The organism is Chromohalobacter canadensis (assembly GCF_034479555.1).
In the GTDB taxonomy this organism is placed as follows: Bacteria; Pseudomonadota; Gammaproteobacteria; order Pseudomonadales; family Halomonadaceae; genus Chromohalobacter; species Chromohalobacter canadensis.
In genome coordinates this window covers 3,571,084-3,595,165 of the sequence record NZ_CP140151.1, presented here as the reverse complement: position 1 = coordinate 3,595,165, position 24,082 = coordinate 3,571,084, and the positions used below count along the sequence as shown (strand labels likewise).

The following is a 24,082-nucleotide window of genomic DNA, read 5'->3' as shown; positions in this document are numbered from 1 at the left end:
GCCGGCGCGAATGCAAGGGGTTTCATAAAGAGTAGAGATGACACTCTCTCGGCTTGTTATATCGTGAGTGCTGGGTGCGGCATTATTACCCTCCCCGTGTGGCTGTCGCTCTTCCGTCTATCGGTTATCATGCCATTCGTATCGCACGCCGGGAGCCTCCATGCATCAGCCCTTACCCCTATCTACCCCCAACCGCAATCTGGTGCGGTTGACCATCGTGCGCGGTATCACGTGGACTGGTTTTCTAGGGGCGATCATTTTCGGGATAGAAGTACTGAGCTTTCAGCTACATGTGCTGCCCGTCATCCTGGTCATCATTGCCATGGGGTTGGTTAACGTCGCCACTTGGTGGCGGCTGGGTCGCCCAAGGGCCGTGACTGACATCGAATATCTCGTGCATCTATTGATAGATGTGGTCGGCTTGAGCCTCTTGTTTTACTACACGGGCGGATCCACCAACCCCTTCATCACCTACTATCTCGTCCCGGTAACCATCGCCGCAGCAACACTCCCTTGGCGTTTCGCATGGGTCATCGCCGTTGCCTCCTTGGCCAGTTACACCACCATGATGCTGTTTTACGAGCCTGTCCCACAGTTAAGCAATGGATTCGTGGGCACAGGTATTCGCCTGCACATCATCGGTATGTGGCTGAACTTCAGCCTGTCCGCCGGTCTCGTGACATTCTTCATCTTCAAGATGGCACACGCATTGCGGCGACGCGACCTCACACTCTCACGTACCCGCGAGACGGCATTGCGCAATGAACAGGTGCTCGCCGTGGCCACACAGGCCGCCGGCACCGCCCACGAACTGGGCACGCCTTTGTCCACCATGGCAGTGCTACTCAGCGATATGCGAGAGGAAGTGCGCGACAACACCCTGCTCGTGGAGGACATCGATTTATTGCGACAACAAGTCGACACCTGCAAGGCGCGCCTACAAACACTCGTGGCCAATGCCGATAGACGGCGCTTGGCCAAGCCTGAGATCGCCGCAGCTGAAACGTGGCTACGCAATGTTCTGCAACGCTGGCTGGTATTGCGTCCCGACGTGAGCCATCGCATCGATATACAAGGTAAGCGTGGCACTCCTTATATCGCCACCGATACCACCCTCGAACAAGCGATCATGAACCTTCTCAACAACGCTGCCGACGCCAATCCCATGGATATTTCCATCTTGCTCGACTGGACACAGGATGACGTCATCATCGACATCCGCGACCATGGGCCTGGGGTCTCGATGAATATTGCCGACCAACTGGGCGAAACATTCATTTCGACCAAGAGCAAAGGCATGGGTATCGGCCTGTTTCTGACCCACGCCACGATCAACCGCTTCGGTGGCGGCGTCAGTCTCTACAATCACGAAGAAGGCGGCACGCTTACAGAGGTCAAGCTGCCACGAGCGACAGCAGGCGACCCTGCCTGAAAGCAACGGAGAACACCATGTCAGCAGATGCCGAACGGCTATTGATCATCGACGATGACGAACAGTTTTGCTTTGTCATGGCGCGCGCCATGCGACGGCGGGGATTCGAGGTCACGACCGCCATGACCGAAGAAGAAGCGCTGGCCAGCGTACGCCAGGCGCCACCGCACATGGCAACACTCGACCTGAAGCTCGAGTACTCCTCAGGACTTAAGCTGCTTCCTGAGCTGCTGGCACTTGCTCCATCATGTCGTGTGGTCGTGCTGACCGGTTATTCGAGCATCGCAACCGCAGTGGAAGCCATCAAACTGGGCGCCGTCAATTATCTATGCAAGCCAGCCGACGCCGACGAGATACTGACGTCGCTGGAGCGAGAAGGCGGTGATCCCGATATCGACATCGCTGACAGCCCGCCTTCAGTGAACCGGGTGACCTGGGAGCATATCCAGAAAGTGCTACAGGAGCACGATGGCAATATCTCTGCTACCGCACGTGCACTGGGTATGCACCGCCGAACGCTGCAGCGAAAACTGCAAAAGCGCCCCGTGAAGCGCTAGTCGACATATTCATTACTGCGCGGTCCATCCGAGATCCATGTTCCAGCATGCCCCGGTTACCGCGCCGGCCTGTTCCGACGCCAGATAGCTGACCAACGCCGCCACTTCGTCGGGCTCGATAAGGCGCTTGATGGCGGCGTTTTTCAACATGACCTCCTCGATCACCTGTTGCTCATCCATGCCATTGAGACGCGCCTGATCCGCGATCTGGCGTTCCACCAAAGGCGTGCGCACGTAGGCAGGGCAAAGAGCATTGACCGTGATGCCTGCCGCGCCACCTTCCAGCGCCGCCGTTCGCGTCAGCCCCACCAAACCATGCTTGGCACTGACATACCCCACTTTGCCCGGCGATGCGACGCTAGCATGGATCGATGCCATGTTAACGATCCGCCCCCACTGCCCCTGACGCATATAGGGCCATACCGCCTGCGTCAGCAAGAAAGGAGCCGTCAACATGAGATCGATGATCTGGCGCCATTTCGCTTCGGGGAAATCTTCCAGTGTCTCCACGTGCTGAATGCCCGCGTTATTGACCAGTATATCGACATGCCCAAAACGTTTGATGGCCTCCATCACCGAGCCACGGCAAGCCTCCGGGTCGGTGAGGTCTGCTTGGTAGAAGACGGCACCCGCAGCTTCTGCGATATCCACGCCTTGCGGATTGGCATCCACCGCCAAAACCTGCAATCCCTCTTGGCAAAACTGTTTGACCACCGCTTCGCCGATACCGCTGGAACTGCCGGTCACGATTGCGACACGCGGATGGCCCAGTGTGGAAGGGGCTGCCATGGCACTCTCCTCAATGACGAGACGAACTATGCTCAGCATAAGACGTGAGTTGCGAGGTATGCCAGCAAGGCGCATCACTTACGCCATTCAGCAGGCCTGTTAGACTAACGCCAAGATTGCAGGTAGCAACGCATTGACCCGAGGAGACCGCATGGAGCCTTCCCAACGGCTTGCCGAAGCCGAGCGTATTGCACGGCTAGCAGGAGAACGCATCGTGGCGGCGCGCGAGTCGCAAGCGTTTCAGCAACGCTACAAAAGCGGTGACGAACTCGTGACAGACGCCGATGTCGAAATTGATCGGATCATCGCTTCCGAGCTTGATGCTCATTTTCGAGACGATGCGCGTCTCACGGAGGAAATTTCTCCAGACCGCGATGTTCTCGAAGACAATGACGCCGTATGGATCGTCGACCCCATCGATGGCACGGTGAATTTTGCTTATGGACATCCCCATGTAGCGGTGTCCATCGCCTGGGCATCGGAGGGGAAGCTACGCCTGGGTGTCGTTCATGCCCCCTTCCTGGGAGAAACGTTCACGGCGCTACGCGGAGAAGGCGCCTGGCTGAACGGCGAACCCATTCAGACCAGCAATGCGAGTGAATTGTCACGCAGTCTGGTTGCTACGGGATTCCCCTATCGCCGCGATGCGCGTGCTCCCTTGTTTCGCCGTCTCGCCGGCGTGCTCACCAGTTGTCGCGACATACGCCGCAACGGTTCAGCCGCACTGGATCTATGCCACGTCGCTTGCGGCCGCCTCGATGCGTATTATGAAAGTGTCTCGCCTTGGGATTTTGCCGCTGGCTTGTTGATCGCGCGTGAAGCCGGCGCCAAGACGGGGCATCTCTATCAGTGTCCCGACCGTATTCCGTCCGAACTGTATGGGGAGAACATACTGGTAGGCTCACCGGGGATATACGGTGCGCTGCGCGATATCCTCTTGAAAGCCGATGAGGGTCGGCTCGACGAGATCGAGGCACAGATGGATTTGCCATAGAGCACTCCAATAGCATATGTAGCAAGACTCTATTGGCACCCTATGAGCCATTCCGAAACAATGACACCATCAATTTCATGGCATACAAATCCCTTAACTCAAGGAGAACCCTATGTTGGCAGTGATTTTCGGCCGCCCCGGCTGCCCTTTCTGCGTCCGTGCCAAGGAACTCGCTGAACAGATCAGCGAAGCGCGCGAAGACTTCGGCTTCCGTTATATCGACATCCACGAAGAAGGCATCACTCAAGCCGATATGGAAAAGACCATCGGCAAGCCTGTCGAAACGGTGCCGCAGATCTTCCTCGATCAGACCCATATCGGCGGCTTCACTGAGTTCGACCAACACGTTCGCGATAATGAACTGATTCCCGCGACACAGAGCTAACGATACTTTCAGCGCCAACCCCACCGTCACGGGCGTTGGCGTTGCCTCCCTTTACCATCCTTCCAGAAACACGCGACAAAGAACGTTGAATTCGCATCCGCCCACGCAATGAGAAAGCACTACACTGAGTGCATTGCGACAGGAGGCGAGGTGTTAGTCATGCAACGCGATGAATTCCTGCAGCAACTTTGGCTCGACTATATCCATTGCCATCCCGATATAGGAGCTTTATCGCTCTGGCCGCTCGACAACCGCGCCGAGTATTGCGTGCTGGTGACACTCAACCGTGCGCCTTACCAAGCACAGCACTTGCTTCCAGCGCTTTATCATTTCGGTTATCGACGCGTGGGTCGCCACGCCATGGCCGACCGAGGCATACTGGCCAATGTGCTAAGCCCAGGCAATGGCGATGCATGGATTGTGCTCATCGAACTGCAACTGGACACGCTGACACCAGCACCACGCCAGCATTTGGAAGCGCTCATCAGCCGGGCTCACCCACAAGACAGCCAGGGACAGAATCTTCTTTCTCGAGGCCGCCCTTGGCCAATGCCTGATTGGGCAACTTACCAACAACTGCATGAAGCCCACCCACTCGCTGCTTGGTTGGCAATCATGGGCCCTCGCATGCATCACATCGGCTTCGATTGTCAGCGGCTGGGACACGATATCGCTGAATATGCCGACATGATTGCCGACGCGGGGCTGAAGCCAGCAGATCAGACACTGCTTCCTATCTCTCCCCTGCTCGACCACCATTACTATGCCTGCTGTACACAGCGTGCCGTCTTCGCCGCCGGCGATGAACATCGCATCACTACCGGTGGCCTTGCACTCGTACAGAAGCGACTGTCAGGAACCCATGAGCGCGCAGCAGAACTCTTGTTGCCGCAGCACACGCGTTGCGAGCTCAGCGCCTAGAATCGTGCCTCTTCTTCCGCCTCAGGCTGTGGCTCACTATTGTCATACGCCGCCCAGTCATCTGCGTAGGACGGCTCGAAATCGAGCTCGAATTGCTGAGGCTCGAAACGTGGGTCCATCTCACTGAGATAATGCGTCGACTCCACCATGGGCACTGCCGCCACATAAGGCTCTTGCTCCACTTCCGGAGAACCCCCTTTATAGCTATAGAGCCTCACCATGACGAACATTGCCAAGGCCAGCGCGGCACCTCCCAAGAACAGCCACAGCCCATCCGGGCCAGACACTTCCATGATCACAGAAGCGCTATAAGGCCCGACGACAGAGCCAATGCCATACCAGATCAACAGCTTGGCATTGGCCTGAATGGTTTCTTCGGGCTCAAGCCAGTCGTTGGTGTGCGACAGGCTCAAGGAATAAAGCGTATGCAGCATCGCGGTATGAAAGCAGGCCACCACGAGCAACACCCAGAAATCGAACCGTGCCGCCACCGAAATCATGGCACCGGACACTGCCATCACCAAGGCCATACATAAGATTACTTTGCGGCGATCCAGACGGTCGGAGATACGCCCCAGCGTCCATTGGGCCACCAGTGCCACCAGGGTCGTAATCGCCATGAACTGTGCCGTTTGCGCGGTCGAAAGGCCAATCTCCTGTCCGTAGTAGGGCGTCATCGCAAAAAAGGACTGAACCATCAGCCCCGCCGTGAAGGCGCTGACCAGCCCGACCGGTGCGCGGCGATACAATTCTCGCAGCGAGATCTTGCTGGAAACCTCATGCGACGAACGCGTCGGCCCCTGAATCCGGTAAATCGACAACGGTACCAGCGACAGCGTAAACAGGATTGCCGAGACCGAAAACAGCACGAATGTCGCCGGGTCGGCGACATTGAGCAGCCACTGGCCGACGGCCAGGGACGAGGTGGAAATGACCAGGTACCAACCCAGCACCCGTCCCCGGTTATCATTCGTCGACTCACCCGAAACCCACGACTCCATGACCATCAGCAAGCCCGCAGTCGCCGCACCGCCGAATAGGCGCCACACCAACCATGCCCACGGATCCACCCATAACCCATGCAGCATCGCCGTCACCGCCAGCACGGCCGCACAAGCCGCAAAGACGCGAATATGCCCCACCGAGCGGATGCGCTTCTCGATCAGATAGCTTCCGATCACGAAACCCAACGAGAAGCTCGACATCAACAAGCCCGCCATCTGCGAGGGAAATCCCTCCAGCGACATACGCACCCCAAGCAAGGTCATGATTAGGCCATGGCCGAGCAGGAAACTGATTTCACTGAGAAATAGAATAGGTAGGGTTGCGGGCAAGCTGCGCAAATCGACCTCCTGGCGATAGTGGCGTATGAGTTCGGCATGCTCTTTGAGACACGCCCTGGCAATGTGTCGGACAAGCGCACTAGTCTAACTGTTAGCGGGCATGACGACATCCACTCCTCCCAGGATATCGCTGACCTCCGTCCAGCATAGAAGGTCAGATATGTCCTGTTCAGGGGATGAGAAAAACCATCCACAAAAACTGTGGATAACGCTGTGCATGAGAGGCGTCGAAGACACTACTCCGGCTTGTCGCTTCCCACCTCGCCTTGGATTGGTCAGATTTTCATCATCCCACTGTCATCATGACGCCGAGTGCACACGCCGCGCTATCACATTCCCCCTTTCGTCGAGTGGACAGCACGTTACCGACTTGTTTTTAATAACCGCATGGTGCAATGCCACATCGTCGCGCGGCGTCCCCATGCCGCCCCAGATGGCGTCGACCTGAAGGCAGGTGGCGGCATAGATGACTCGGAGGTCACATGACCACGCCCCTTTGGGAGCCGTCGACGACGGCCATACAAAGCACGCAAATGTATGCCCTGATGCAGCGCATCAACCGTGAGCATGGCACATCGCTAACGGACTACGAGGCACTGCATGCCTGGAGTGTCGAGCACCTGGACGCGTTCTGGGAGCTCCTCTGGGATGAATTCGACATCGTCGCTGAACGGCGTGGCGATGACGTGCTGGTGCGTCCCGATGCCATGCCCGGCGCGCGGTGGTTTCCGCAAGCACGCTTGAATTATGCCGCCAACATGTTGCGGCGGCGTGACGAACATCCCGCCTTGATTGTGCACGATGAACGTCTGCGACGGCGCGTCATCAGCTATGCCGAGTTATACGACAATGTCGCCAGGCTGGCCTACGCACTCAAGGCGAGCGGCGTCACGGAAGGTGATCGCGTGGCGGGCTTCGTACCCAATAGCGAACACGCCATCATCGCCTTGCTTGCGTCGGCCAGCCTCGGTGCAGTGTGGTCTTCTTGCTCGCCGGAATTCGGATTCAACGGCGTATTGGATCGCTTTGGGCAAATCGCCCCTAAAGTATTGATCGCCACCGATGGTTATACTTGGAACGGCAAGGCCATCGACACTCGAGAGCGCATCGCCGACATCGCCAATGCCATAGACTCGCTCAAGCATGTCGTAGTCTTCCCGTTCCTCGAAGACGCTCCGGCTCTCGATGGTATCCCTCGCGCCATCGCCTGGGCCGACTACCTGGATAACAACGCCAGCGAAATCGATTTCCAAGCACTGCCCTTCGAGCACCCGCTTTACATTCTCTACTCCTCGGGCACCACGGGTGTCCCCAAGTGCATCATCCACTCGGCAGGCGGCACCCTGTTGCAGCATCTTAAAGAGCACCGCCTGCATACCGATATCGACGCCGACGATGTCTTTTTCTATTACACGACCTGTGGCTGGATGATGTGGAACTGGCTTGTCTCCGGACTCGGCTCCGGCGCCACGCTGTTGCTCTACGATGGGTCACCGTTTGCGCCAAACCCCAACACTTTATGGCAAATCGCCAGCGATGAGGGCGTCACGGTTTTCGGCACCAGCGCAAAGTACCTCTCAGCCTGTGAAAAGGAAGGTTTGGCGCCCGGCAAGCAAGTGGACCTTTCACCGCTACGCGCATTGCTCTCCACTGGATCGGCCTTGCCCCATGAGTCATTCGATTACGTCTATGCCGAGATCAAGCGCGATCTCATGCTGGCCTCGATCTCCGGGGGAACGGATATCGTGTCCTGTTTTGCCCTGGGGTGTCCGATTCGCCCTGTCTACCGTGGCGAACTGCAATGTCGTGGACTCGGCATGGCCGTCGACGTTTTCGATGACCACGGACAAAGCGTCACCGGTAACAAGGGCGAACTCGTCTGTACACGCCCCTTTCCTTGCATGCCCACCGGCTTCTGGAACGATCCCGATGGAGAGCGTTATCGCGACGCTTACTTTTCGACCTTTCCAGGTATCTGGGCGCATGGTGACTATGCCGAACTGACATCCCACGGCGGTGTCATCATCCACGGGCGCTCGGATGCCGTTCTCAACCCCGGTGGCGTACGTATCGGCACCGCTGAAATCTACCGACAAGTCGAAAAGGTAGACGGCGTGCTCGAATCGCTCTGTATCGGCCAAGCCTGGCAGAACGACGTTCGCGTGGTACTTTTCGTCCGCATGCGCCCCCATGTCGTGCTCGACGAAGCCAAACGCGACGAAATCCGGCGCATGGTGCGCCCGCATACGACTCCACGGCACGTACCTGCCAAGATCATCGCTGTGGAAGATATTCCTCGCACGCTGTCGGGCAAGATCGTCGAAATCGCCGTGCGCAACGTCGTTCACGGCGAGCCCGTCAAGAATCGCGATGCGCTGGCCAACCCCGAAGCCCTTGAGCTTTTCGCCGATCTCCCTGCACTTGCCGAGTGACACACATGCCATCGCCGTGTCCGAGACTGGGCAGCTGCTACACGATCCAGTAGCATAAGTTGCCAAGTCATTGAAGGAGAACGGCATGGCGACCCTCAAGGGGCTGACAAGCGTGCTGTGGCTGATCGCCAATACGCTTTTCTGGAGCGTGCCGCTTTATCTGCTGACGCTCCTCAAGCTCGTGATGCCGACGCGGCGGTTACGCCTACGCGTATTAGCGGGACTCAACGCCATCGCCCTGGCCTGGATCGCCACCAATAATTGGTGGATTCGTCATTGGGTCAAGCCAAACATCACCGCGCACTTACCCGAGGGGCTGTCTCCCAGCCAGTGGTGGCTGGTCATCGCCAACCACCGCAGCTGGACGGATATCTTCGTCATGCAGTACGTGCTGTACGGACGGACCTCGATGCCCAAGTTCTTTCTCAAGCGTGAGCTGATTTTCATTCCCATCATCGGCCTCGCCTGGTGGGCGCTCGAGTTCCCCTTCATGCGCCGCTATGCACGCAGTGAGCTTACCCAGCGGCCAAAGTTGGCAGAACGCGATCGCCGCGCAACACAACGCATGTGCGAGCGCGCGCGGGAAATGCCGATGACGATCTACAATTTCGTCGAAGGCACGCGCTTCACCCCCGCCAAGCGCGACCGGCAAGCGAGTCCGTTTCGGCACCTGCTGCGCCCCAAGGCCGGCGGCACCGCGCAGGTAATACGTCTAATGGGTGATCGCCTGAGCGGCATTCTCGACGTCACGCTTCATTACCGCCATGCAACCCCCAACTTTTGGCACTTCCTATGTGGTCGTGAAACTCCCATACACATGGAGGCACGCCGACTCAACGTGCCCGCCTGGATGGGCAATGGCGACTATCATCTGGACCCGCATTACAAGGAACGCTTCCATTCATGGCTGAACGCGCTATGGGAGGAAAAGGATCATGCGCTCGCATCGTTTCCCTCCTCCTCTTTGTCCTGATACTCGCCGGCTGCGCTGGCGGGCCTGGCGCCGGTGGCTATCGTGGCGGCAATATCGCTGGCAACTGGGTCTCCATCCAACGCGGCGACACGCTAGGACAAATCGCCAAGCAGGCAGGTATCCCGTTGCTGCGTTTGCAACGCTTCAACCCGGGTATCGATGCCCGTCGACTGGCCATTGGTCAACGCATCCTGGTGCCGACCCAGCGCGAACGCGCGCCTGGGAGCGGCCCCTATCGCTACCAAGTGCGCCCGGGTGACACCTATTCGAGTATCGCCAAGCGCTTTGGCAGCACTGCGCAGCGCTTGCAAACGGCGAATCCCGAGTTTTCGGCCAACGCCCTGGATGTCGGCCAGTTAGTCAAGGTTCCGTTAGGAGGCTCTACATCGACCACCGCCTCAACGACCCAGTCCTCGTCGTCCAAGCCCGCGACGCGAAGTCGCACGCTGCCCGACCCAGGCGCGTTGCCCGGTAGCGCCCAGACATGGCACTGGCCACTCAAACAATATGAAATCGCACGTGCCTACGGCACCGATGCACGCGGCACCCTGCAGCCGATGTTGCTCTCGACCTCCGCCGACACCCAGGCACTTGCCGTGGCCGACGGCACCGTTCGCTTTGCCGATAGTATGCGTCAGCTTGGACGTGTGGTGATCATTCACCACCGCGACAACATGCAAAGCGTTTATGCCCTATGCGAGCGGCTACTCGTCGAAGATGGCGATGAGGTCAAACAAGGCACGCCCGTTTGCGATGTCGGTTACCGACACGATACAGGGCGTTATGACCTGCTGTTCGATATCCGCCATGGCGGAAAACCCGTCGACCCCAAACAGGTGCTACGCTAAACAAGAAATATTTGACCCATCAACAACACGGCAATCCCGGTTGATGACATCGTATCGTCACGATGATGTCGCACTGCTGTCATGAGGATGCTTGAACCTGGCACTGTCTTGATAGGCCACGGAGGTGCATCATGCGAGTCGCATTGGTCAGTGAAACCTGGGCACCCGAAATCAACGGTGTGGCACACACGCTGGACCAACTGGCCCATCACCTCGCCACCCGCAACGTCAACCTGCAGCTAGTGCGCCCTAGGCCCCAACAAGGCGGCCGAGAAGGACGCGCCGAGCGTGACATGCAAGTTCGTGCGTTCTCCCTACCTGGTTATGCCGATGTAAAGGTCGGCTTGCCGGCCTGGCGGCGCTTATCAAATTTGTGGCGAGAGTCACGTCCCGATGTCATCTATATCGCGACTGAAGGTCCGCTGGGCTGGGCCGCGCTGGCCACGGCGAGCCATTTATCGATTCCTGTGGTCGGCGGTTTCCACACCAATTTCGACCAGTACGCGGCGAACTATCACTTGCGGTGGGCCAGCGGCATCGTGGGCGCGGGATTGCGCTACTTTCATAACAGCTGCCAGATGACGCTCGTGCCCACCCGCGCTCAGGCCGAGCGTTTATATCAACGTGGCTTCCAGCGCGTGAACGTATTGGGACGTGGCATCGACGCTCAGCGTTTTTCCCCGGCCAGGCGCGACGCTCATCTGCGAGCTCAATGGGGGGTCGATGGCGACCAGCCCGTGGCCCTCTACGCGGGACGCCTGGCCGGCGAAAAGAATACGCCGCTACTTGTGCGTACGCTACGCGCAATGCAGGAGGCACACCCAGGGCTACGGACTGTGCTAGTCGGTGATGGCCCCGAAAGGCAGCATCTGGAGCACCAGCTTCCCGAGGCGATTTTTACCGGCTTTCTAAGCGGGGAAACCTTGGCACGCCACTACGCCAGCGCGGATATGTTCCTCTTCCCATCGCACTCGGAGACATACGGCAATGTGGTCCCCGAGGCCATGGCCAGCGGACTTCCCGTGGTAGCTTTTGATCAGGCCGCTGCAAGCGAACTGATTACAGATGGGCGCGAAGGACGCTTGATAGAGGCGACGGACGATGACGCTTTTGTACAAGCCGCCGTGAGCCTCTGCCAAAATTCGAATGCCAGAATCCGCGCAGGTGTCGCGGCCAGGGAGAAAGTAGTCGATCTGGGTTGGGATGTCATCGGCGAACGCTTCTTGACTTATTTGATCATGGCGACTCAGGAGGCCCCGTATGCGATCTCGTCCCCCGGTCACGTTTGAGCGCCTGGACTCCCTCGAATGGCAGCTCTGTCAGCGCATCGCTCTGCTCAGCCAGCGAAGGTTGGTATACGGCTTGTTCCGGTTTTGCAGCCGTATCGGCGACTGGCCAGCCTGGGTGGTCTTGGCATTGATGCAGCCGATCATATATGGGCGCGAAGGCTGGCGCCTGACACTACTTTGGGGGCTATGCGCGGCGATAGGCGCCCTCTTCTACCGCTTGGTCAAGACGCGCCTCTGCCGTGAACGTCCCTATATCACGTTCTCAAGCATCCCATGCACCATGCCACCCATGGATCGTTACAGCTTTCCCAGCGGGCATACTTTGCACGCCGTCATGTTCTGCACGTTTACTGCAGCGACGTCCCCATGGTTACTCGTAGTCGTTCTTCCCCTCGCAGGACTGATTGCCGCCTCACGCGTCATACTAGGCTTGCATTACCTCAGCGACGTTGTCGCAGGGGCAATACTGGGATTCACCATCGCCCGACTAGGGCTCTGGGGGGCGACTTATGGGCAATGGTCTCCTGCTTTGAGCTAGAACGTTAAACAAAAACCTCGAGCTTTACTCGAGGTTTTAAGGTAACGGTATAAAAAGGCAGGGTATTTAACCGCGATAGTACTTGGCCTGCACGAACGGCATTCGCGACACCTGCATGGGCAGGCGCTTGCCACGGACATCGGCATACAGAGTCGTTTCCAACGCCGCGAATTCTATATCGACATACCCCATGGCGACCGGCTTCCCCAGGGTCGGCCCGAAACTGCCCGATGTCACACAGCCCACATGACGATCCTCGGCGCTATAAAGCTGGGTTCCTTCTCGCACCGGCGCTCGTCCTTCACCAAGCAGACCGACACGCTTACGAGTGATCCGCTTGGTATCGATCTGGGGCAGAATGACATCGGCCCCCGGGAACCCCCCTTCTCGTTCACCTCCAATGCGCCGAGGTTTGCCCACGGCCCAGATAAGGCTCGCTTCGGCGGGCGTCGTCCGGGTATCCAGGTCATGTCCATAAAGGCACAGTCCGGCTTCCAGACGCAGTGAGTCGCGTGCCCCCAGGCCAATGGGCTCGACCTCGGGCTGCTCTAGCAACCACGTCGCGAGGCGCTCGGCGGCATCCACAGGCACGGAGATCTCGAAACCATCCTCACCGGTATAACCGCTGCGGCTGATCCACAACGAGGTCCCAAGCGCTTCGAATTGACCATGATGCATGAACACTAGATCACAAGCATCGGAGCACAGGCGCGCCATGACATCTTTGGCCTGTGGCCCTTGCAACGCCAGCAAGGCACGGTCAAGCACCTCCACCTGATGCTCGGCATCGAGCCCGGTACGCAGATGCGCCACATCCTGATCTTTACAAGCAGCATTGACGACGACATACAGATCTTCGCCGCGATTGACGATCATCAGGTCATCGAGCAGCCCCCCTTCATGGCTGGTGAAGAGCGCATAACGCTGCATACCTGCCGGCAACCCAACGATATCCGCCGGCACTAGCGTTTCGATGGCACGCGCCGGTGACGGCCCCGAAACGATGAGCTGTCCCATGTGCGATACGTCGAATAAGCCGCACGCATGGCGGGTATGTTCATGTTCTTTTTTGACACCCAAGGCGTATTGCACCGGCATGCTGTAACCGGCAAAGGGCACCATCTTCGCACCATGCGAGACATGCATGTCATGCAACGGCGTATGGTGAAGGTCGTCGGACATCGTCGCTTCCTCGTCGTTATCCGTGAAGGGGCGACGATTGCCGCCCCCAAGACAGCTCAGCGTTTATCGTCCAAGTCTTCGCCAGGCAAGATGGTCTTGCCGGCAAAGTGATCATTGGTGAGCTTGAAGACCACCGGCGAGAGTAGAGCCAGTGCAATCAGGTTGGGGATTGCCATCATGGCATTGAAGACGCTAGCCATCAGCCAGACGAATTCCAGCGGCGCGACGGCCCCGACGAGAATCGCCAGGATATAAACCACCCGGTAGATCTTGATCGAAGCGACGCCGAACAGATACTCGAAGCACTTTTCGCCATAAAAAGCCCAACCGAGGATGGTCGTGAAGGCGAACACTGCCAGCGCGAAGGACACGACATACTGGCCGATGCCCGGCAGCGCACCGTCGAAGGCCATGGCGGTCAACGCGGCTCCAGTCTCGCCGGATGTCCACTCGGTACTGGTCAAGATTGCCAACGCAGTGACCGAGCACACGATGATGGTATCGATGAACGTCCCCAGCATCGCCACCAGCCCTTGGCGAACCGGATTCTTGGTCTGTGCCGCGGCGTGGGCAATCGGCGCACTACCCAGCCCTGCTTCGTTGGAAAATACGCCTCGCGCCACGCCGAATTGAATCGCCTTGGCCACAGCGGCACCCGCAAAACCACCCGCGGCGGATACAGGTGTAAAGGCATGGCCGAAAATCAGACCCAGCGCGGCACCGACCTGATCCATGTTGATAATCAGCACCAGCAAGCCGCAGACGATATAGGCAATCGCCATGACCGGCACCAGCTTGCCAGCCACCTTGGCAATACGCTTGATCCCGCCGAGAATCACGGCACCCGCCAGTACCATGATGATCATACCGGTCAGCCAATGCGGCATCCCCAATGACTCACTGAGGCCATCGGCGACCGAGTTGGATTGCACGGTATTGCCAATCCCGAAGGCAGCCACAGCACCGAAAAACGCAAACAAGCCACCCAGCCAGGCCCATTTCTTGCCCAGCCCATTGCGGATGTAATACATCGGCCCACCGACATGATCGCCCGCTGCATCGACTTCACGATAACGAACCGCCAACACCGCCTCGGAAAATTTAGTGGCCATGCCCACCAGTGCCGTGATCCACATCCAGAAGACGGCCCCCGGGCCACCCAGAAAGATGGCAGTGGCGACACCCGCAATATTACCGGTACCAACAGTGGCCGAAAGCGACGTCATCAGCGCATTGAAGGGAGAGATCTCCCCCTCATCCTCATCGCCCTTTTCGGTTTTGCGTCCTTTCCAGAGAAGACTGAAGCCCGCTCCCAGCTTGCGAATGGGCAGCAACTTGAGCCCCAGTTGCAGATATACGCCCACCCCCAGCAACAAGATGAGCATCAAGGGGCCCCATACAACATCATTAATAGCGCTGAATACCGCGTTGAGTGTTTCCACGAGATGTCCTCCCAGACATTTATTGTTATACAGCGCAAGGTCTGCGCTATCGTCGACGGCGTTAGGTCACGAAGATAAACGCCAAACCATCCCGACTTTAGCGGATTGGCTTGCCATTTCTCCATACCCGCCACGCGAAAGAGCGCTTCAGGGATACTGGCAGTAAATGCATTGATGCCCCGCTCGGCCATGCAAGCACAGCACGAGCACAACAAGTTTCTTATTAGAAACGGAGGCTAATCGCTGTTCCCGGGCTTGGCAACCAAAAGACAAGCCCTCGGTTTCTTGTTGGACGCTAAGCATCAGCCTCGCACCAGGCCCGGGCGACAGGCGATAAGCTTTTTGCTGGACGCTCGCCGGTATCCTGTCCACCCTTACTAGGCGGTCGAGCCGAATGGCATGAAGAAATGCATGATGACGATGCCAAGGGCGAATCAATGAGGCATAATGGCACTCATATTCCCCAAATCAGAAAATCTTTTCGTATAGGAAAATCACGATGAGTCACATCCCTGCCAATCTTCACTATACCGACAGCCACGAATGGGTCCTCGACAACAACGACGGCACTGTCACGATCGGTATCACCGATCACGCCCAGGAATCCCTGGGAGATGTCGTCTTCGTCGAGCTACCCGACACAGGCCGTCAACTCGACGCTGGAGAAGAATTCGGTGTCATCGAGTCCGTCAAGGCCGCCTCCGACCTGTACCTGCCATTGAGCGGTGAAGTCGTTGCCGTCAACGAGTCGCTCGAAGACTCTCCCGAATCCGTCAACGACCACCCCTACGAGGACGGCTGGATCATCAAGCTCAAGCTCGCCGAGCCCGACGCGCTCGAGGCTCTGCTCGATGCCACTGCGTATGACGCACTCGTCAGCGCCGAGGCAGGCTGACACGTCCCGCACGTTGCACTTGTCCTGTTCTGCCGGCGGCATCGTCGTTATGTGTCGCCGCTTCGTGTCGAATCGGGCTCGACCGCCCGCCACCGCTTGAGGGTTTCATGGCAAACGACAACCGCAGCCTGGCCGAATTGGCCAATCACGACGACTTCTTGACGCGTCACAATGGGCCTGACGAGGACGATGTCCAGCATATGCTGGCGACATTGGATCTTCCCGACACCGAGTCGCTGATGGCCAAGACGCTTCCTGGCGATATTCGCCTGGAGCGTAACCTGGCCCTTGAAGAGCCCCGTGGCGAAGCGGAAGCGCTGACCTACCTCAAGCAGTTGGCACGTCAGAACAAGACCTTCAAGAACTACATCGGCCAAGGCTACTATCCCACGCATCTACCGGCCGTCATCCAGCGCAACGTACTGGAGAATCCCGGGTGGTACACCGCTTACACGCCCTATCAGCCGGAAATCGCCCAGGGACGCCTGGAAGGCCTATTGAACTTCCAGCAGGTGGTCATGGACTTGACCGGCATGCCGGTCGCCAATGCGTCCCTGCTCGACGAAGCGACGGCTGCCGCCGAAGCCATGGCCCTGTGCCGTCGCGCCAACAAAAAGGCCAAGACCGAGCGTTTCTTCGTGGCTGACGATGTGCTGCCCCAAACCCTCGATGTCCTGCGTACCCGCGCTGCCTATTTCGGTTTCGAGCTCATCGTCGCGCCCGCCGAGACCCTGGTCGATCACGATGTTTTCGGGGCATTGCTGCAATATCCGGGGGCCACCGGTGAAGTACGCGATATTACGGAGCAACTCTCAGCGGCCCGGCAACGACGCATCATGACCTGCGTCGCCACTGACCTGATGAGTCTGGTACTGCTCAAGGAACCCGGTGCGTTGGGCGCGGACATCGTCGTGGGCAGTTCCCAGCGTTTCGGTGTACCCATGGGGTACGGTGGTCCGCATGCGGCGTTTTTCGCCGCTAGCGATGCCCTCAAGCGTTCGCTTCCCGGGCGCATCATCGGTGTTTCCAAGGACAGCCGTGGTCAACGTGCCCTGCGTATGGCCATGCAAACGCGCGAGCAGCATATTCGTCGCGAGAAAGCGACCTCCAATATCTGTACCGCCCAGGCATTGCTCGCCAACATCGCCGGCTTTTATGCGGTCTATCACGGTGCCGAGGGACTACGCACCATCGCCACGCGGATCCATCGGCTCACGACCATTCTCGCCGAAGGACTCAAGCATCACGGCGTGACACTCGCCCACGACAGTTGGTTCGACACGCTCACGCTGGCGGGTCTCGATCACGATCAAGTGCATGGCCGCAGCCTGGCACACGAAATCAACCTGCGTTATGACACCGATGGCCATATCGGCATCAGCCTGGATGAGACCACCACGGCGGCAGACGTCACCACGCTGTTCGACGTGTTACTGGGAGACGAGCATGGACTTTCAGTGCGCGAGCTCGATCGCCACGTCCAGACACAGGGCATAACCGGTATCCCCGGTGCTTGCGCGCGGGAAAGCGATTTCCTCACCCATCCCACGTTCCGGCGTTACCGCAGCGAAACCGAGATGCTGCGTTACCTCAAGCGCCTCGAAAACAAGGATCTCTCGCTTACCCACGCCATGATCCCCTTGGGCTCATGCACTATGAAGCTCAATGCCACCAGCGAGATGATCCCCATCAGTTGGCCGGAATTCGCCAATATCCATCCCTTCGCGCCGCAGGACCAGGTCGCCGGTTACAAGCAGATGATCGACGAGCTCTCGGCGTTTCTCGTCGAGATCACTGGCTACGATACGATTTCCATGCAGCCCAACTCAGGCGCGCAGGGCGAGTACGCGGGCCTGGTCGCCATTCGGCGCTACCAGAAATCACAAGGCCAGGGCCACCGCGATATATGCCTGATTCCCAGCTCAGCCCATGGCACCAATCCAGCCTCTGCCGCCATGGCACAGATGAAAGTCGTCGTCGTCGAGTGCGATGACGATGGCAACATCGACATCGACGACCTGCGCAGCAAGGCTGACAAGCACCGCGAAGTGTTATCGGCCATCATGCTCACCTATCCATCGACACACGGTGTGTTCGAGGAAAGCGTGAGCGAAGCCTGCCGTATCGTGCACGACAACGGCGGCCAGGTGTATATCGATGGTGCCAATATGAACGCCCAGGTCGGGCTCTGCCGACCGGGTGATTTCGGGGGTGACGTTTCGCACCTCAATCTGCACAAGACATTCTGTATTCCGCATGGCGGTGGCGGTCCCGGAATGGGGCCGATTGGTGTCAAAGCGCATCTAGCCGCGTTCGTGCCCAACCACGTCATCACGCCTCTGCCGGGTGTCGAAACGGATTCCGGCGCGGTCTCGGCAGCGGCCTACGGCTCGGCGTCGATCCTGCCGATCTCCTGGGCCTATATCAAGATGATGGGCGGGCGCGGCATGAAACTTGCCACGGAGCTGGCGATACTCAACGCCAACTACATCGCCAAGCGTCTCGAAGCGCACTACCCCGTGCTTTATAAAGGACGCAACGGCACCGTCGCTCATGAATGCATCTTGGATGTCCGCTCTCTCAAGACGGCTTCCGGCATCAGCGAGGAAGATATCGCCAAGCGCTTGATGGATTACGGCTTCCATGCTCCGACGATGTCCTTCCCCGTGGCCGGCACCTTGATGGTCGAGCCGACCGAATCGGAATCGCGCTATGAAATCGATCGCTTCTGCGATGCCATGATCGCCATTCGTGACGAAATCCGGCGCGTGGAAACCGGTGAATGGCCAGCGGATAACAATCCCTTGTCCATGGCGCCACATACGCAAGCGGACCTGATGGCAGACGACTGGGAACGGCCGTATTCACGTGAACTGGGCGCCTTCCCCACCGAGGCCACCAAAGCCGCCAAGTATTGGCCGACGGTCAATCGCGTCGACAATGTTCATGGCGACCGCAACCTCATCTGCAGTTGCCCGCCCATCGAGGCATATCGTGATGGCGACTGAGCTCGATTAGCGCCCACGACGCCATACGCAAAAAGGCCCCACCAAGGCAAACCTTGAGGGGGCCTTTTCAGGCGCGATGGTCACGCTCGAGGCGTCTCACGTCAGGCGTCTTCCTCGAGAGGCGGTGCCTCGGCGTAACCATAGAGCACATTGCGGCGCTGCAACCGAAACTCACCAAGCAGTTGCTCGTAACGGCGTGGCATCTCGACGCCGCGCTTGGTGACGACATACAGCGTTTCGTATACCGACTCCGTCACAGGCAGTTCCTTGACCTGACGCTGCCAAGGCGACGTCTCGAGTACAGTCCGGGGAATCACGGTAAAGCCCAAACCACGCGCCACCGCATCCAGCACCATGCTGATCTCGTTGGAAAAGCCCTGCTGTGGAAAGTGGCTCATCGAGCGAAATTCGCCGGCAAAATTGCGCCGCAACAGCAAGCTGGCGTTGTTGATGCCATCGGAATAGTTCATGAAGCCCAGCGCCATGAGTTCGCTGATCGTGGTGCCGGCGAAGTCCGCAGGGACGACCAGGCATAGTGGCTCTTGGTGCCAGGGCTCGAAATTGAGATCGGGATGCTTGGTAATGTCGGTGACGATGCCCACATCAAAACGCCCAGCCAGCACCGCATCGACGATCTCACCATTGAAGGCGAAATCATAGGTGACCGTCAGGCCCGGGTGCATCTGCTGATACCCCAGAATGAACGGATAAAACATCAACCCCACGCTACCCGGCGATGCCACGCGGCATTCGCCGGTATCCGGCGAGTCATTGTCCAACGAGTGGCGAAACTGTTCATGCTCGGCAAACAGCTTGACGGAATAGTCATAGGCACGCCGGCCCGCCTCGGTCAGCGTGAAACGGCGTCCGTGCCGCTGCAGCAAGGATTTGTCGAGATAGCGTTCCAGCTTACGTATATGTTGACTGACTCCGGGCTGAGTCATTTCCAGCTTGCGCGCGGTATGCGTGAAGCTACCCGTTTCGACAAGCGTGATAAAAGTACGAAAATATTGCGCGTTGAACATGAAGTGAGGGTCCACCGGCTGGCGTTTCGGGGCAGCTGCTTATGTGTCGAAGCCATGACACGATCAACGAAGGTTAGCGTGGCAATAACCGTGGCTTCGGGGGTTGTGATAACGACATCATAGCAAATTATGCTACACCTCACATCGCTGCGTGGCCGAAGATCGCGTGTTAGCATCGAAACATGAATCAGCTCCCAGCTCGTGTCGTGACCGAGTCAGATGCAAAGCGCGCCAGTGGCGTTCGGCACGACGCCCCATATGGAGCTTTCTCCGGCTTTCGGGCCGCCACAAGGATGCGTCAATGCCCCAGAAACTTTCTACCATCATCTCTCCCGAAGGGAGCCTGGAAGTCCTCTCGCAGCAAGAGGTCAACCGCCTGCGTGACACCTCCGCCAACGGCCTGCACGACTTATTGCGACGCTGCTCACTGGCCGTGCTCAACTGCGGCAACCCTACCGATGACAGCCGTGCGCTCATGCAGGCGCACCACGACTTCGAGATCGAAGTATTGCAGCAGGACCGCGGCATTCGTCTCAAGCTCGACAACGCACCGCACAGCGCTTTCGTCGATGGCCAAATGATCCGCGGGATTCGCGAGCACCTTTCCGCCGTGCTACGCGATATCGTCTACGTTCATAACGAAATCCAGCACACGCCCAAGTTCGACCTTCAGCGTGGAGATGGCATCACCAACGCCGTTTTCCATATCCTACGCAACGCCGGGACGCTAAAGTCGGCGCGCGAACCCAGCCTAGTGGTGTGCTGGGGCGGTCATTCCATCACCCGTGAGGAATACGATTACAGCAAGGACGTGGGCTATCACCTAGGACTCCGCGATCTCGACATCTGCACGGGATGCGGCCCCGGCGCCATGAAAGGTCCCATGAAGGGCGCCAACGTCGCACATGCCAAGCAGCGTCGTCACAATGGCCGTTATCTAGGTATTTCCGAACCCGGCATCATTGCCGCCGAATCGCCCAATCCCATCGTCAATGAACTAGTGATCATGCCCGACATCGAGAAGCGCCTCGAGGCCTTCGTGCGGGCCGGTCATGGCATCGTGATCTTCCCTGGCGGCGTGGGAACTGCCGAGGAAATCCTCTATTTGCTGGGCATTCTTCTACACCCAGACAACGCCGACGTCCCCTTCCCGGTCATCTTTACCGGCCCCCGCGACAGCGCCGACTACTTCAAGCGCATCGACGAGTTTCTGGCCTTCACCCTCGGAGAAAAGGCCCGTGAACGCTATCAGATCATCATTGACGACCCCACCGAGGTCGGTCGTGCCATGCGCCGAGGCGTAGACGACGTGGGCGCGTTTCGGCGCAGCCAGAACGACGCGTTCTATTTCAACTGGCGCCTCAACGTGGATGCCGGCTTTCAATTGCCTTTCGAACCCACCCACGAAAGCATGGTCGAGCTTGCCTTGCATCGCGAGCAGCCCGTCCATGAACTCGCGGCCAACCTGCGGCGCGCGTTTTCGGGCATCGTCGCCGGCAACGTCAAGGAAGAAGGTATTCGCGCCATCGAGGAGCGCGGCCCCTTCCATTTGCATGCCGAGCCGGAACTGATGGCACATCTCGACGCGCTCTTGACCTCATTCGTCGCCCAGGAACGCATGAAATTGCCGGGCAGTGAGTACGTCCCCTGTTATACGCTGGGCTGAGCGTCGACAAACGACAAAACCTTGCATGCAGGAAATGGCGCTTGGCGCTAGATAACCTTTGCTTATGGGCTTGATCGTCTCATGCAATTGTTAAAAGGCTAACAGTCCTCTAGACTTTCGAACGTACGCGAGCCCCGTCCTGTGGCTCGCGTCTTCTTTTCCATTCACCGCCTGCCCGCAAGGAGAGCATCGCATGGCTTCACTCTTCGAATCCTTCGATCTCAATGGTACGCGCTTGAACAACCGCATCGTGATGGCCCCCATGACGCGTTCACGTGCGCCCGAGGACATCCCAACCGAGATGGGCGCCCTCTATTACCGCCAACGTGCCAGCGCCGGGCTGATCATCTCCGAAGGCACCCCCATTTCGCGGCAGGGTCAAGGCTATCTCTACAATCCCGGGATTTTTGGCCCCGACCAACTGGCCGGCTGGGCCAAGGCCACGCGCGCCGTGCACGAGCGCGGCGGTATTTTCTTCGCTCAGATCTGGCACGTGGGGCGCGTTTCCCATACCACAGTGCAGGTTGCAGGTGCGTCACCTGTCGGCCCCAGTGACAAACAAGGTGGCATGGCCTTTGGCTATAACGACAACGGTCAGCCAGATATGCTCAACGCTAGCCAGCCTCGGCGTCTCGATACCCATGAAGTACACGACATCGTGCGCGACTTTGCTCAGGCTGCCGTTAATTCGCGCGAGGCCGGCTTCGATGGCGTCGAGATCCATGGCGCCAATGGTTACCTGTTCGAGCAGTTCCTGAATCCCGGCGTAAACGACCGTGATGACGAGTTCGGCGGTTCACGCGAGAATCGTTGCCGCTTACTTCTCGACGTCGTCGATGAAGTTAGCAAGATGATCGGTGCACGGCGTGTCGGGGTGCGCCTGTCACCTTTCGGCACACTTTTCGATATGCCGGAATACGACGACAACGGCGAAACCTATCTCTACCTAGCACGCGAATTCAACAAACGCGACCTCGCCTACGTGCACTTGCACGACCAAGGCGGACAAGGCATGCCCCCGATGCCGCGCGATTACTTGCGCGAGTTCCGTGATGCCTATCAAGGCACTCTGTTGCTCGCCGGCAACCTCGACCAAGCAGAAGCCGAGAAGCTCGTCAACGAGGGCACCATCGATCTACCGGTCTTCGGACGTTATTTCACATCGAATCCCGATTTGGTCGAACGGATGCAAAACGGCTGGCCTTTGGCGGACTTCGATGCCAACACGTTCTATGGAGGCGATGCGCGCGGCTACGTCGACTTCCCCACCTATCCCGAGGAACAGGAACGCCTGGCGCGCGAAGAGATGATTAGCGAAAAATCCTGATCGGACAGAGACGCGCTATAGAGAAGAAAAACCCCCGGTCCATTGGACCGGGGGTTCGTGTTTAAACCCAGCGCAACTCAAGATGCGGCATGGCGCGCAAAGAAGACTCACCGCCGCGCGCGCCAACCTGTCAAGATAGCGTGAAGCAGCAAGCCCGCCGTGGCACCATGCGACAGCACGGTCGACCACCCAGCTAGGGTGCTTGCAATGCCATAATGCCAAGTGGCCATCACCACTCCTCCGACCACGAATGACATGGCCAACCACTTGAGTCGTATCGGGAGCAGACGACGCTGTTTTTCGGTCATGCGTCGCCAATAGGCGATGATGACGACAGCCAGCGCCACGGCGACCATGACCAACAAACCACTGTGGGTGTCATAACCCCCTAGTTGATAGCGCGGCCAGGAGCACAACGTCACGAGCAAAAGACCGACCATGACGCTCAAGCGTGCAGCGGAGGGTGACGCCGTAGTGTCATTTGTCACGTGGCCTGCAGCCCTTGCTCTTCGATCCATGATTCGACCCAAGGGATGGCGGCATCATCGGCCATGAAAGTCTCCATGGCGTCGATTTCCAAACGCTCGCCCAAACGTTGAGCGCCCAGACCCTCAAGCAAGGCATCCAGTGACCGCCCCGCACCGCAGAACGTCTCGCCATAGGAGCTATCTCCCAGGGCAATCAGCCCATAGCGACACTGGTCCAGCGCAGGTGGCGATTCACGGAGATCACGCGCGAAGGGCACGAAATTGCCGGGGAAATCACCGCTACCGGTAGTGGAAACGCAGAATAAGGCAAGATCAGGCAAAGGATCGAGATCGTCGAGAGTGGGCTGCTCAAGGATCGCCACCTCATAGCCCACTTGCTCGAAAAGCGGCGCCACCTGCTCGGCAACGTCCAGGGCACCACCGTACATGGTGCCTACGAAGATTTTGATGCTTGGCATGCAGTTCAGTCGTCGATTTAACGGTAAAATGTGCGCGCCATGTTAGCACATGCATGACACGTCGTTAGCGTCTCGAATGAAGATGAACGA

The 24,082-nt window shown here is 58.3% G+C and carries 21 protein-coding genes; 14 read left to right on the top strand and 7 right to left on the bottom strand.

Annotated elements, in window-relative coordinates; all coding sequences use genetic code 11:
- Positions 1–160 precede the first annotated feature (160 nt).
- Both SR908_RS16720 and SR908_RS16715 read left to right on the top strand, forming a co-directional pair.
- A complete protein-coding gene (locus SR908_RS16720; protein WP_097023744.1) occupies positions 161–1,432 on the top strand; it encodes an ATP-binding protein in 1,272 nt (423 codons plus the stop codon).
- Between the two features lie 17 nt (positions 1,433–1,449).
- Entirely contained in the window at positions 1,450–1,989 is a 540-nt protein-coding gene (locus SR908_RS16715; protein ID WP_040243412.1) for a response regulator transcription factor, read from the top strand.
- A gap of 12 nt (positions 1,990–2,001) precedes the next feature.
- On the opposite strand, the gene SR908_RS16710 is transcribed toward SR908_RS16715, so the two are convergent.
- Positions 2,002–2,778 carry a 3-hydroxybutyrate dehydrogenase gene (locus SR908_RS16710; protein ID WP_246923658.1) on the bottom strand — a complete coding sequence of 259 codons (777 nt, stop codon included), beginning with the start codon at positions 2,776–2,778 and terminating at the stop codon, positions 2,002–2,004.
- Between the two features lie 151 nt (positions 2,779–2,929).
- Here SR908_RS16710 and SR908_RS16705 point away from each other — a divergent pair, with 151 nt between their 5' ends.
- The 3 genes from SR908_RS16705 (at position 2,930) to SR908_RS16695 (ending at position 5,078) form a co-directional block, all read left to right on the top strand.
- The gene (locus tag SR908_RS16705; RefSeq protein ID WP_246923655.1) at positions 2,930–3,772 is read left to right on the top strand and encodes an inositol monophosphatase family protein; all 843 of its coding nucleotides are present in this window, start codon (positions 2,930–2,932) and stop codon (positions 3,770–3,772) included.
- 112 nt (positions 3,773–3,884) lie between these two features.
- Positions 3,885–4,157 (top strand): GrxA family glutaredoxin, encoded by a 273-nt coding sequence (locus tag SR908_RS16700; protein WP_246923652.1) that lies wholly within the window; start codon positions 3,885–3,887, stop codon positions 4,155–4,157.
- Positions 4,158–4,316: 159 nt separating this feature from the next.
- Positions 4,317–5,078: a VOC family protein gene (locus SR908_RS16695; RefSeq protein ID WP_246923649.1), complete on the top strand. Its 762-nt coding sequence runs from the start codon at positions 4,317–4,319 to the stop codon at positions 5,076–5,078.
- Here SR908_RS16695 and SR908_RS16690 read toward each other — a convergent pair.
- A complete protein-coding gene (locus SR908_RS16690; RefSeq protein WP_246923647.1) occupies positions 5,075–6,421 on the bottom strand; it encodes an MFS transporter in 1,347 nt (448 codons plus the stop codon). The genes SR908_RS16695 and SR908_RS16690 overlap by 4 nt on opposite strands.
- Positions 6,422–6,903: 482 nt before the next feature.
- Between SR908_RS16690 and SR908_RS16685 the strand changes: the two genes are divergently transcribed.
- The 5 genes from SR908_RS16685 (at position 6,904) to SR908_RS16665 (ending at position 12,501) form a co-directional block, all read left to right on the top strand.
- Positions 6,904–8,853, top strand: coding sequence for an acetoacetate--CoA ligase (locus SR908_RS16685; RefSeq protein ID WP_246923644.1), 1,950 nt, complete (start codon positions 6,904–6,906; stop codon positions 8,851–8,853).
- A gap of 85 nt (positions 8,854–8,938) precedes the next feature.
- Positions 8,939–9,826, top strand: coding sequence for an acyltransferase (locus SR908_RS16680; RefSeq protein ID WP_246923641.1), 888 nt, complete (start codon positions 8,939–8,941; stop codon positions 9,824–9,826).
- The gene (locus SR908_RS16675) at positions 9,757–10,674 is read left to right on the top strand and encodes a LysM peptidoglycan-binding domain-containing protein (protein ID WP_246923638.1); all 918 of its coding nucleotides are present in this window, start codon (positions 9,757–9,759) and stop codon (positions 10,672–10,674) included. The genes SR908_RS16680 and SR908_RS16675 overlap by 70 nt, the downstream gene beginning before the upstream one ends.
- A gap of 131 nt (positions 10,675–10,805) precedes the next feature.
- Positions 10,806–11,963, top strand: coding sequence for a glycosyltransferase family 4 protein (locus tag SR908_RS16670; RefSeq protein ID WP_246923635.1), 1,158 nt, complete (start codon positions 10,806–10,808; stop codon positions 11,961–11,963).
- Positions 11,935–12,501, top strand: a complete 567-nt coding sequence (locus tag SR908_RS16665) for a phosphatase PAP2 family protein (RefSeq protein ID WP_097023752.1) — start codon at positions 11,935–11,937, stop codon at positions 12,499–12,501. The genes SR908_RS16670 and SR908_RS16665 overlap by 29 nt, the downstream gene beginning before the upstream one ends.
- Positions 12,502–12,567: 66 nt before the next feature.
- Here SR908_RS16665 and gcvT read toward each other — a convergent pair whose 3' ends face one another.
- Complete coding sequence (gene gcvT, locus SR908_RS16660; protein ID WP_097023753.1) at positions 12,568–13,683, bottom strand: glycine cleavage system aminomethyltransferase GcvT; 1,116 nt, start codon at positions 13,681–13,683, stop codon at positions 12,568–12,570.
- 56 nt (positions 13,684–13,739) lie between these two features.
- The gene (locus SR908_RS16655; protein ID WP_097023754.1) at positions 13,740–15,125 is read right to left on the bottom strand and encodes an alanine/glycine:cation symporter family protein; all 1,386 of its coding nucleotides are present in this window, start codon (positions 15,123–15,125) and stop codon (positions 13,740–13,742) included.
- A gap of 499 nt (positions 15,126–15,624) precedes the next feature.
- Between SR908_RS16655 and gcvH the strand changes: the two genes are divergently transcribed.
- Entirely contained in the window at positions 15,625–16,020 is a 396-nt protein-coding gene (gcvH, locus tag SR908_RS16650; protein WP_246923632.1) for a glycine cleavage system protein GcvH, read from the top strand.
- A gap of 107 nt (positions 16,021–16,127) precedes the next feature.
- Complete coding sequence (gene gcvP / locus SR908_RS16645) at positions 16,128–19,028, top strand: aminomethyl-transferring glycine dehydrogenase (protein ID WP_246923629.1); 2,901 nt, start codon at positions 16,128–16,130, stop codon at positions 19,026–19,028.
- Positions 19,029–19,129: 101 nt separating this feature from the next.
- Here gcvP and SR908_RS16640 read toward each other — a convergent pair whose 3' ends face one another.
- Positions 19,130–20,053: a LysR family transcriptional regulator gene (locus SR908_RS16640; protein WP_040243441.1), complete on the bottom strand. Its 924-nt coding sequence runs from the start codon at positions 20,051–20,053 to the stop codon at positions 19,130–19,132.
- 301 nt (positions 20,054–20,354) lie between these two features.
- Here SR908_RS16640 and ppnN point away from each other — a divergent pair, with 301 nt between their 5' ends.
- Both ppnN and SR908_RS16630 read left to right on the top strand, forming a co-directional pair.
- Positions 20,355–21,719 (top strand): nucleotide 5'-monophosphate nucleosidase PpnN, encoded by a 1,365-nt coding sequence (gene ppnN / locus SR908_RS16635; protein WP_179000211.1) that lies wholly within the window; start codon positions 20,355–20,357, stop codon positions 21,717–21,719.
- Between the two features lie 193 nt (positions 21,720–21,912).
- Positions 21,913–23,046: an alkene reductase gene (locus tag SR908_RS16630; RefSeq protein WP_246923626.1), complete on the top strand. Its 1,134-nt coding sequence runs from the start codon at positions 21,913–21,915 to the stop codon at positions 23,044–23,046.
- A gap of 107 nt (positions 23,047–23,153) precedes the next feature.
- Here the strand turns inward: SR908_RS16630 and SR908_RS16625 are convergent, their stop codons facing one another.
- A complete protein-coding gene (locus SR908_RS16625) occupies positions 23,154–23,534 on the bottom strand; it encodes a hypothetical protein (protein WP_246923624.1) in 381 nt (126 codons plus the stop codon).
- On the bottom strand, positions 23,531–23,992 hold the full coding sequence (locus SR908_RS16620) for a flavodoxin domain-containing protein (RefSeq protein ID WP_246923621.1): 462 nt from the start codon (positions 23,990–23,992) through the stop codon (positions 23,531–23,533). The genes SR908_RS16625 and SR908_RS16620 overlap by 4 nt, the downstream gene beginning before the upstream one ends.
- Positions 23,993–24,082: the final 90 nt, after the last annotated feature.

Coding starts and splice junctions, on each gene's coding strand:
- SR908_RS16720 (WP_097023744.1), top strand. CDS start 161: ATGCATCAGCCCTTACCCCTATCTACCCCCAACCGCAATCTGGTGCGG.
- SR908_RS16715 (WP_040243412.1), top strand. CDS start 1,450: ATGTCAGCAGATGCCGAACGGCTATTGATCATCGACGATGACGAACAG.
- SR908_RS16710 (WP_246923658.1), bottom strand. CDS start 2,778: ATGGCAGCCCCTTCCACACTGGGCCATCCGCGTGTCGCAATCGTGACC.
- SR908_RS16705 (WP_246923655.1), top strand. CDS start 2,930: ATGGAGCCTTCCCAACGGCTTGCCGAAGCCGAGCGTATTGCACGGCTA.
- SR908_RS16700 (WP_246923652.1), top strand. CDS start 3,885: ATGTTGGCAGTGATTTTCGGCCGCCCCGGCTGCCCTTTCTGCGTCCGT.
- SR908_RS16695 (WP_246923649.1), top strand. CDS start 4,317: ATGCAACGCGATGAATTCCTGCAGCAACTTTGGCTCGACTATATCCAT.
- SR908_RS16685 (WP_246923644.1), top strand. CDS start 6,904: ATGACCACGCCCCTTTGGGAGCCGTCGACGACGGCCATACAAAGCACG.
- SR908_RS16680 (WP_246923641.1), top strand. CDS start 8,939: ATGGCGACCCTCAAGGGGCTGACAAGCGTGCTGTGGCTGATCGCCAAT.
- SR908_RS16675 (WP_246923638.1), top strand. CDS start 9,757: ATGGCTGAACGCGCTATGGGAGGAAAAGGATCATGCGCTCGCATCGTT.
- SR908_RS16670 (WP_246923635.1), top strand. CDS start 10,806: ATGCGAGTCGCATTGGTCAGTGAAACCTGGGCACCCGAAATCAACGGT.
- SR908_RS16665 (WP_097023752.1), top strand. CDS start 11,935: ATGCGATCTCGTCCCCCGGTCACGTTTGAGCGCCTGGACTCCCTCGAA.
- gcvT (WP_097023753.1), bottom strand. CDS start 13,683: ATGTCCGACGACCTTCACCATACGCCGTTGCATGACATGCATGTCTCG.
- gcvH (WP_246923632.1), top strand. CDS start 15,625: ATGAGTCACATCCCTGCCAATCTTCACTATACCGACAGCCACGAATGG.
- gcvP (WP_246923629.1), top strand. CDS start 16,128: ATGGCAAACGACAACCGCAGCCTGGCCGAATTGGCCAATCACGACGAC.
- SR908_RS16640 (WP_040243441.1), bottom strand. CDS start 20,053: ATGTTCAACGCGCAATATTTTCGTACTTTTATCACGCTTGTCGAAACG.
- ppnN (WP_179000211.1), top strand. CDS start 20,355: ATGCCCCAGAAACTTTCTACCATCATCTCTCCCGAAGGGAGCCTGGAA.
- SR908_RS16630 (WP_246923626.1), top strand. CDS start 21,913: ATGGCTTCACTCTTCGAATCCTTCGATCTCAATGGTACGCGCTTGAAC.
- SR908_RS16620 (WP_246923621.1), bottom strand. CDS start 23,992: ATGCCAAGCATCAAAATCTTCGTAGGCACCATGTACGGTGGTGCCCTG.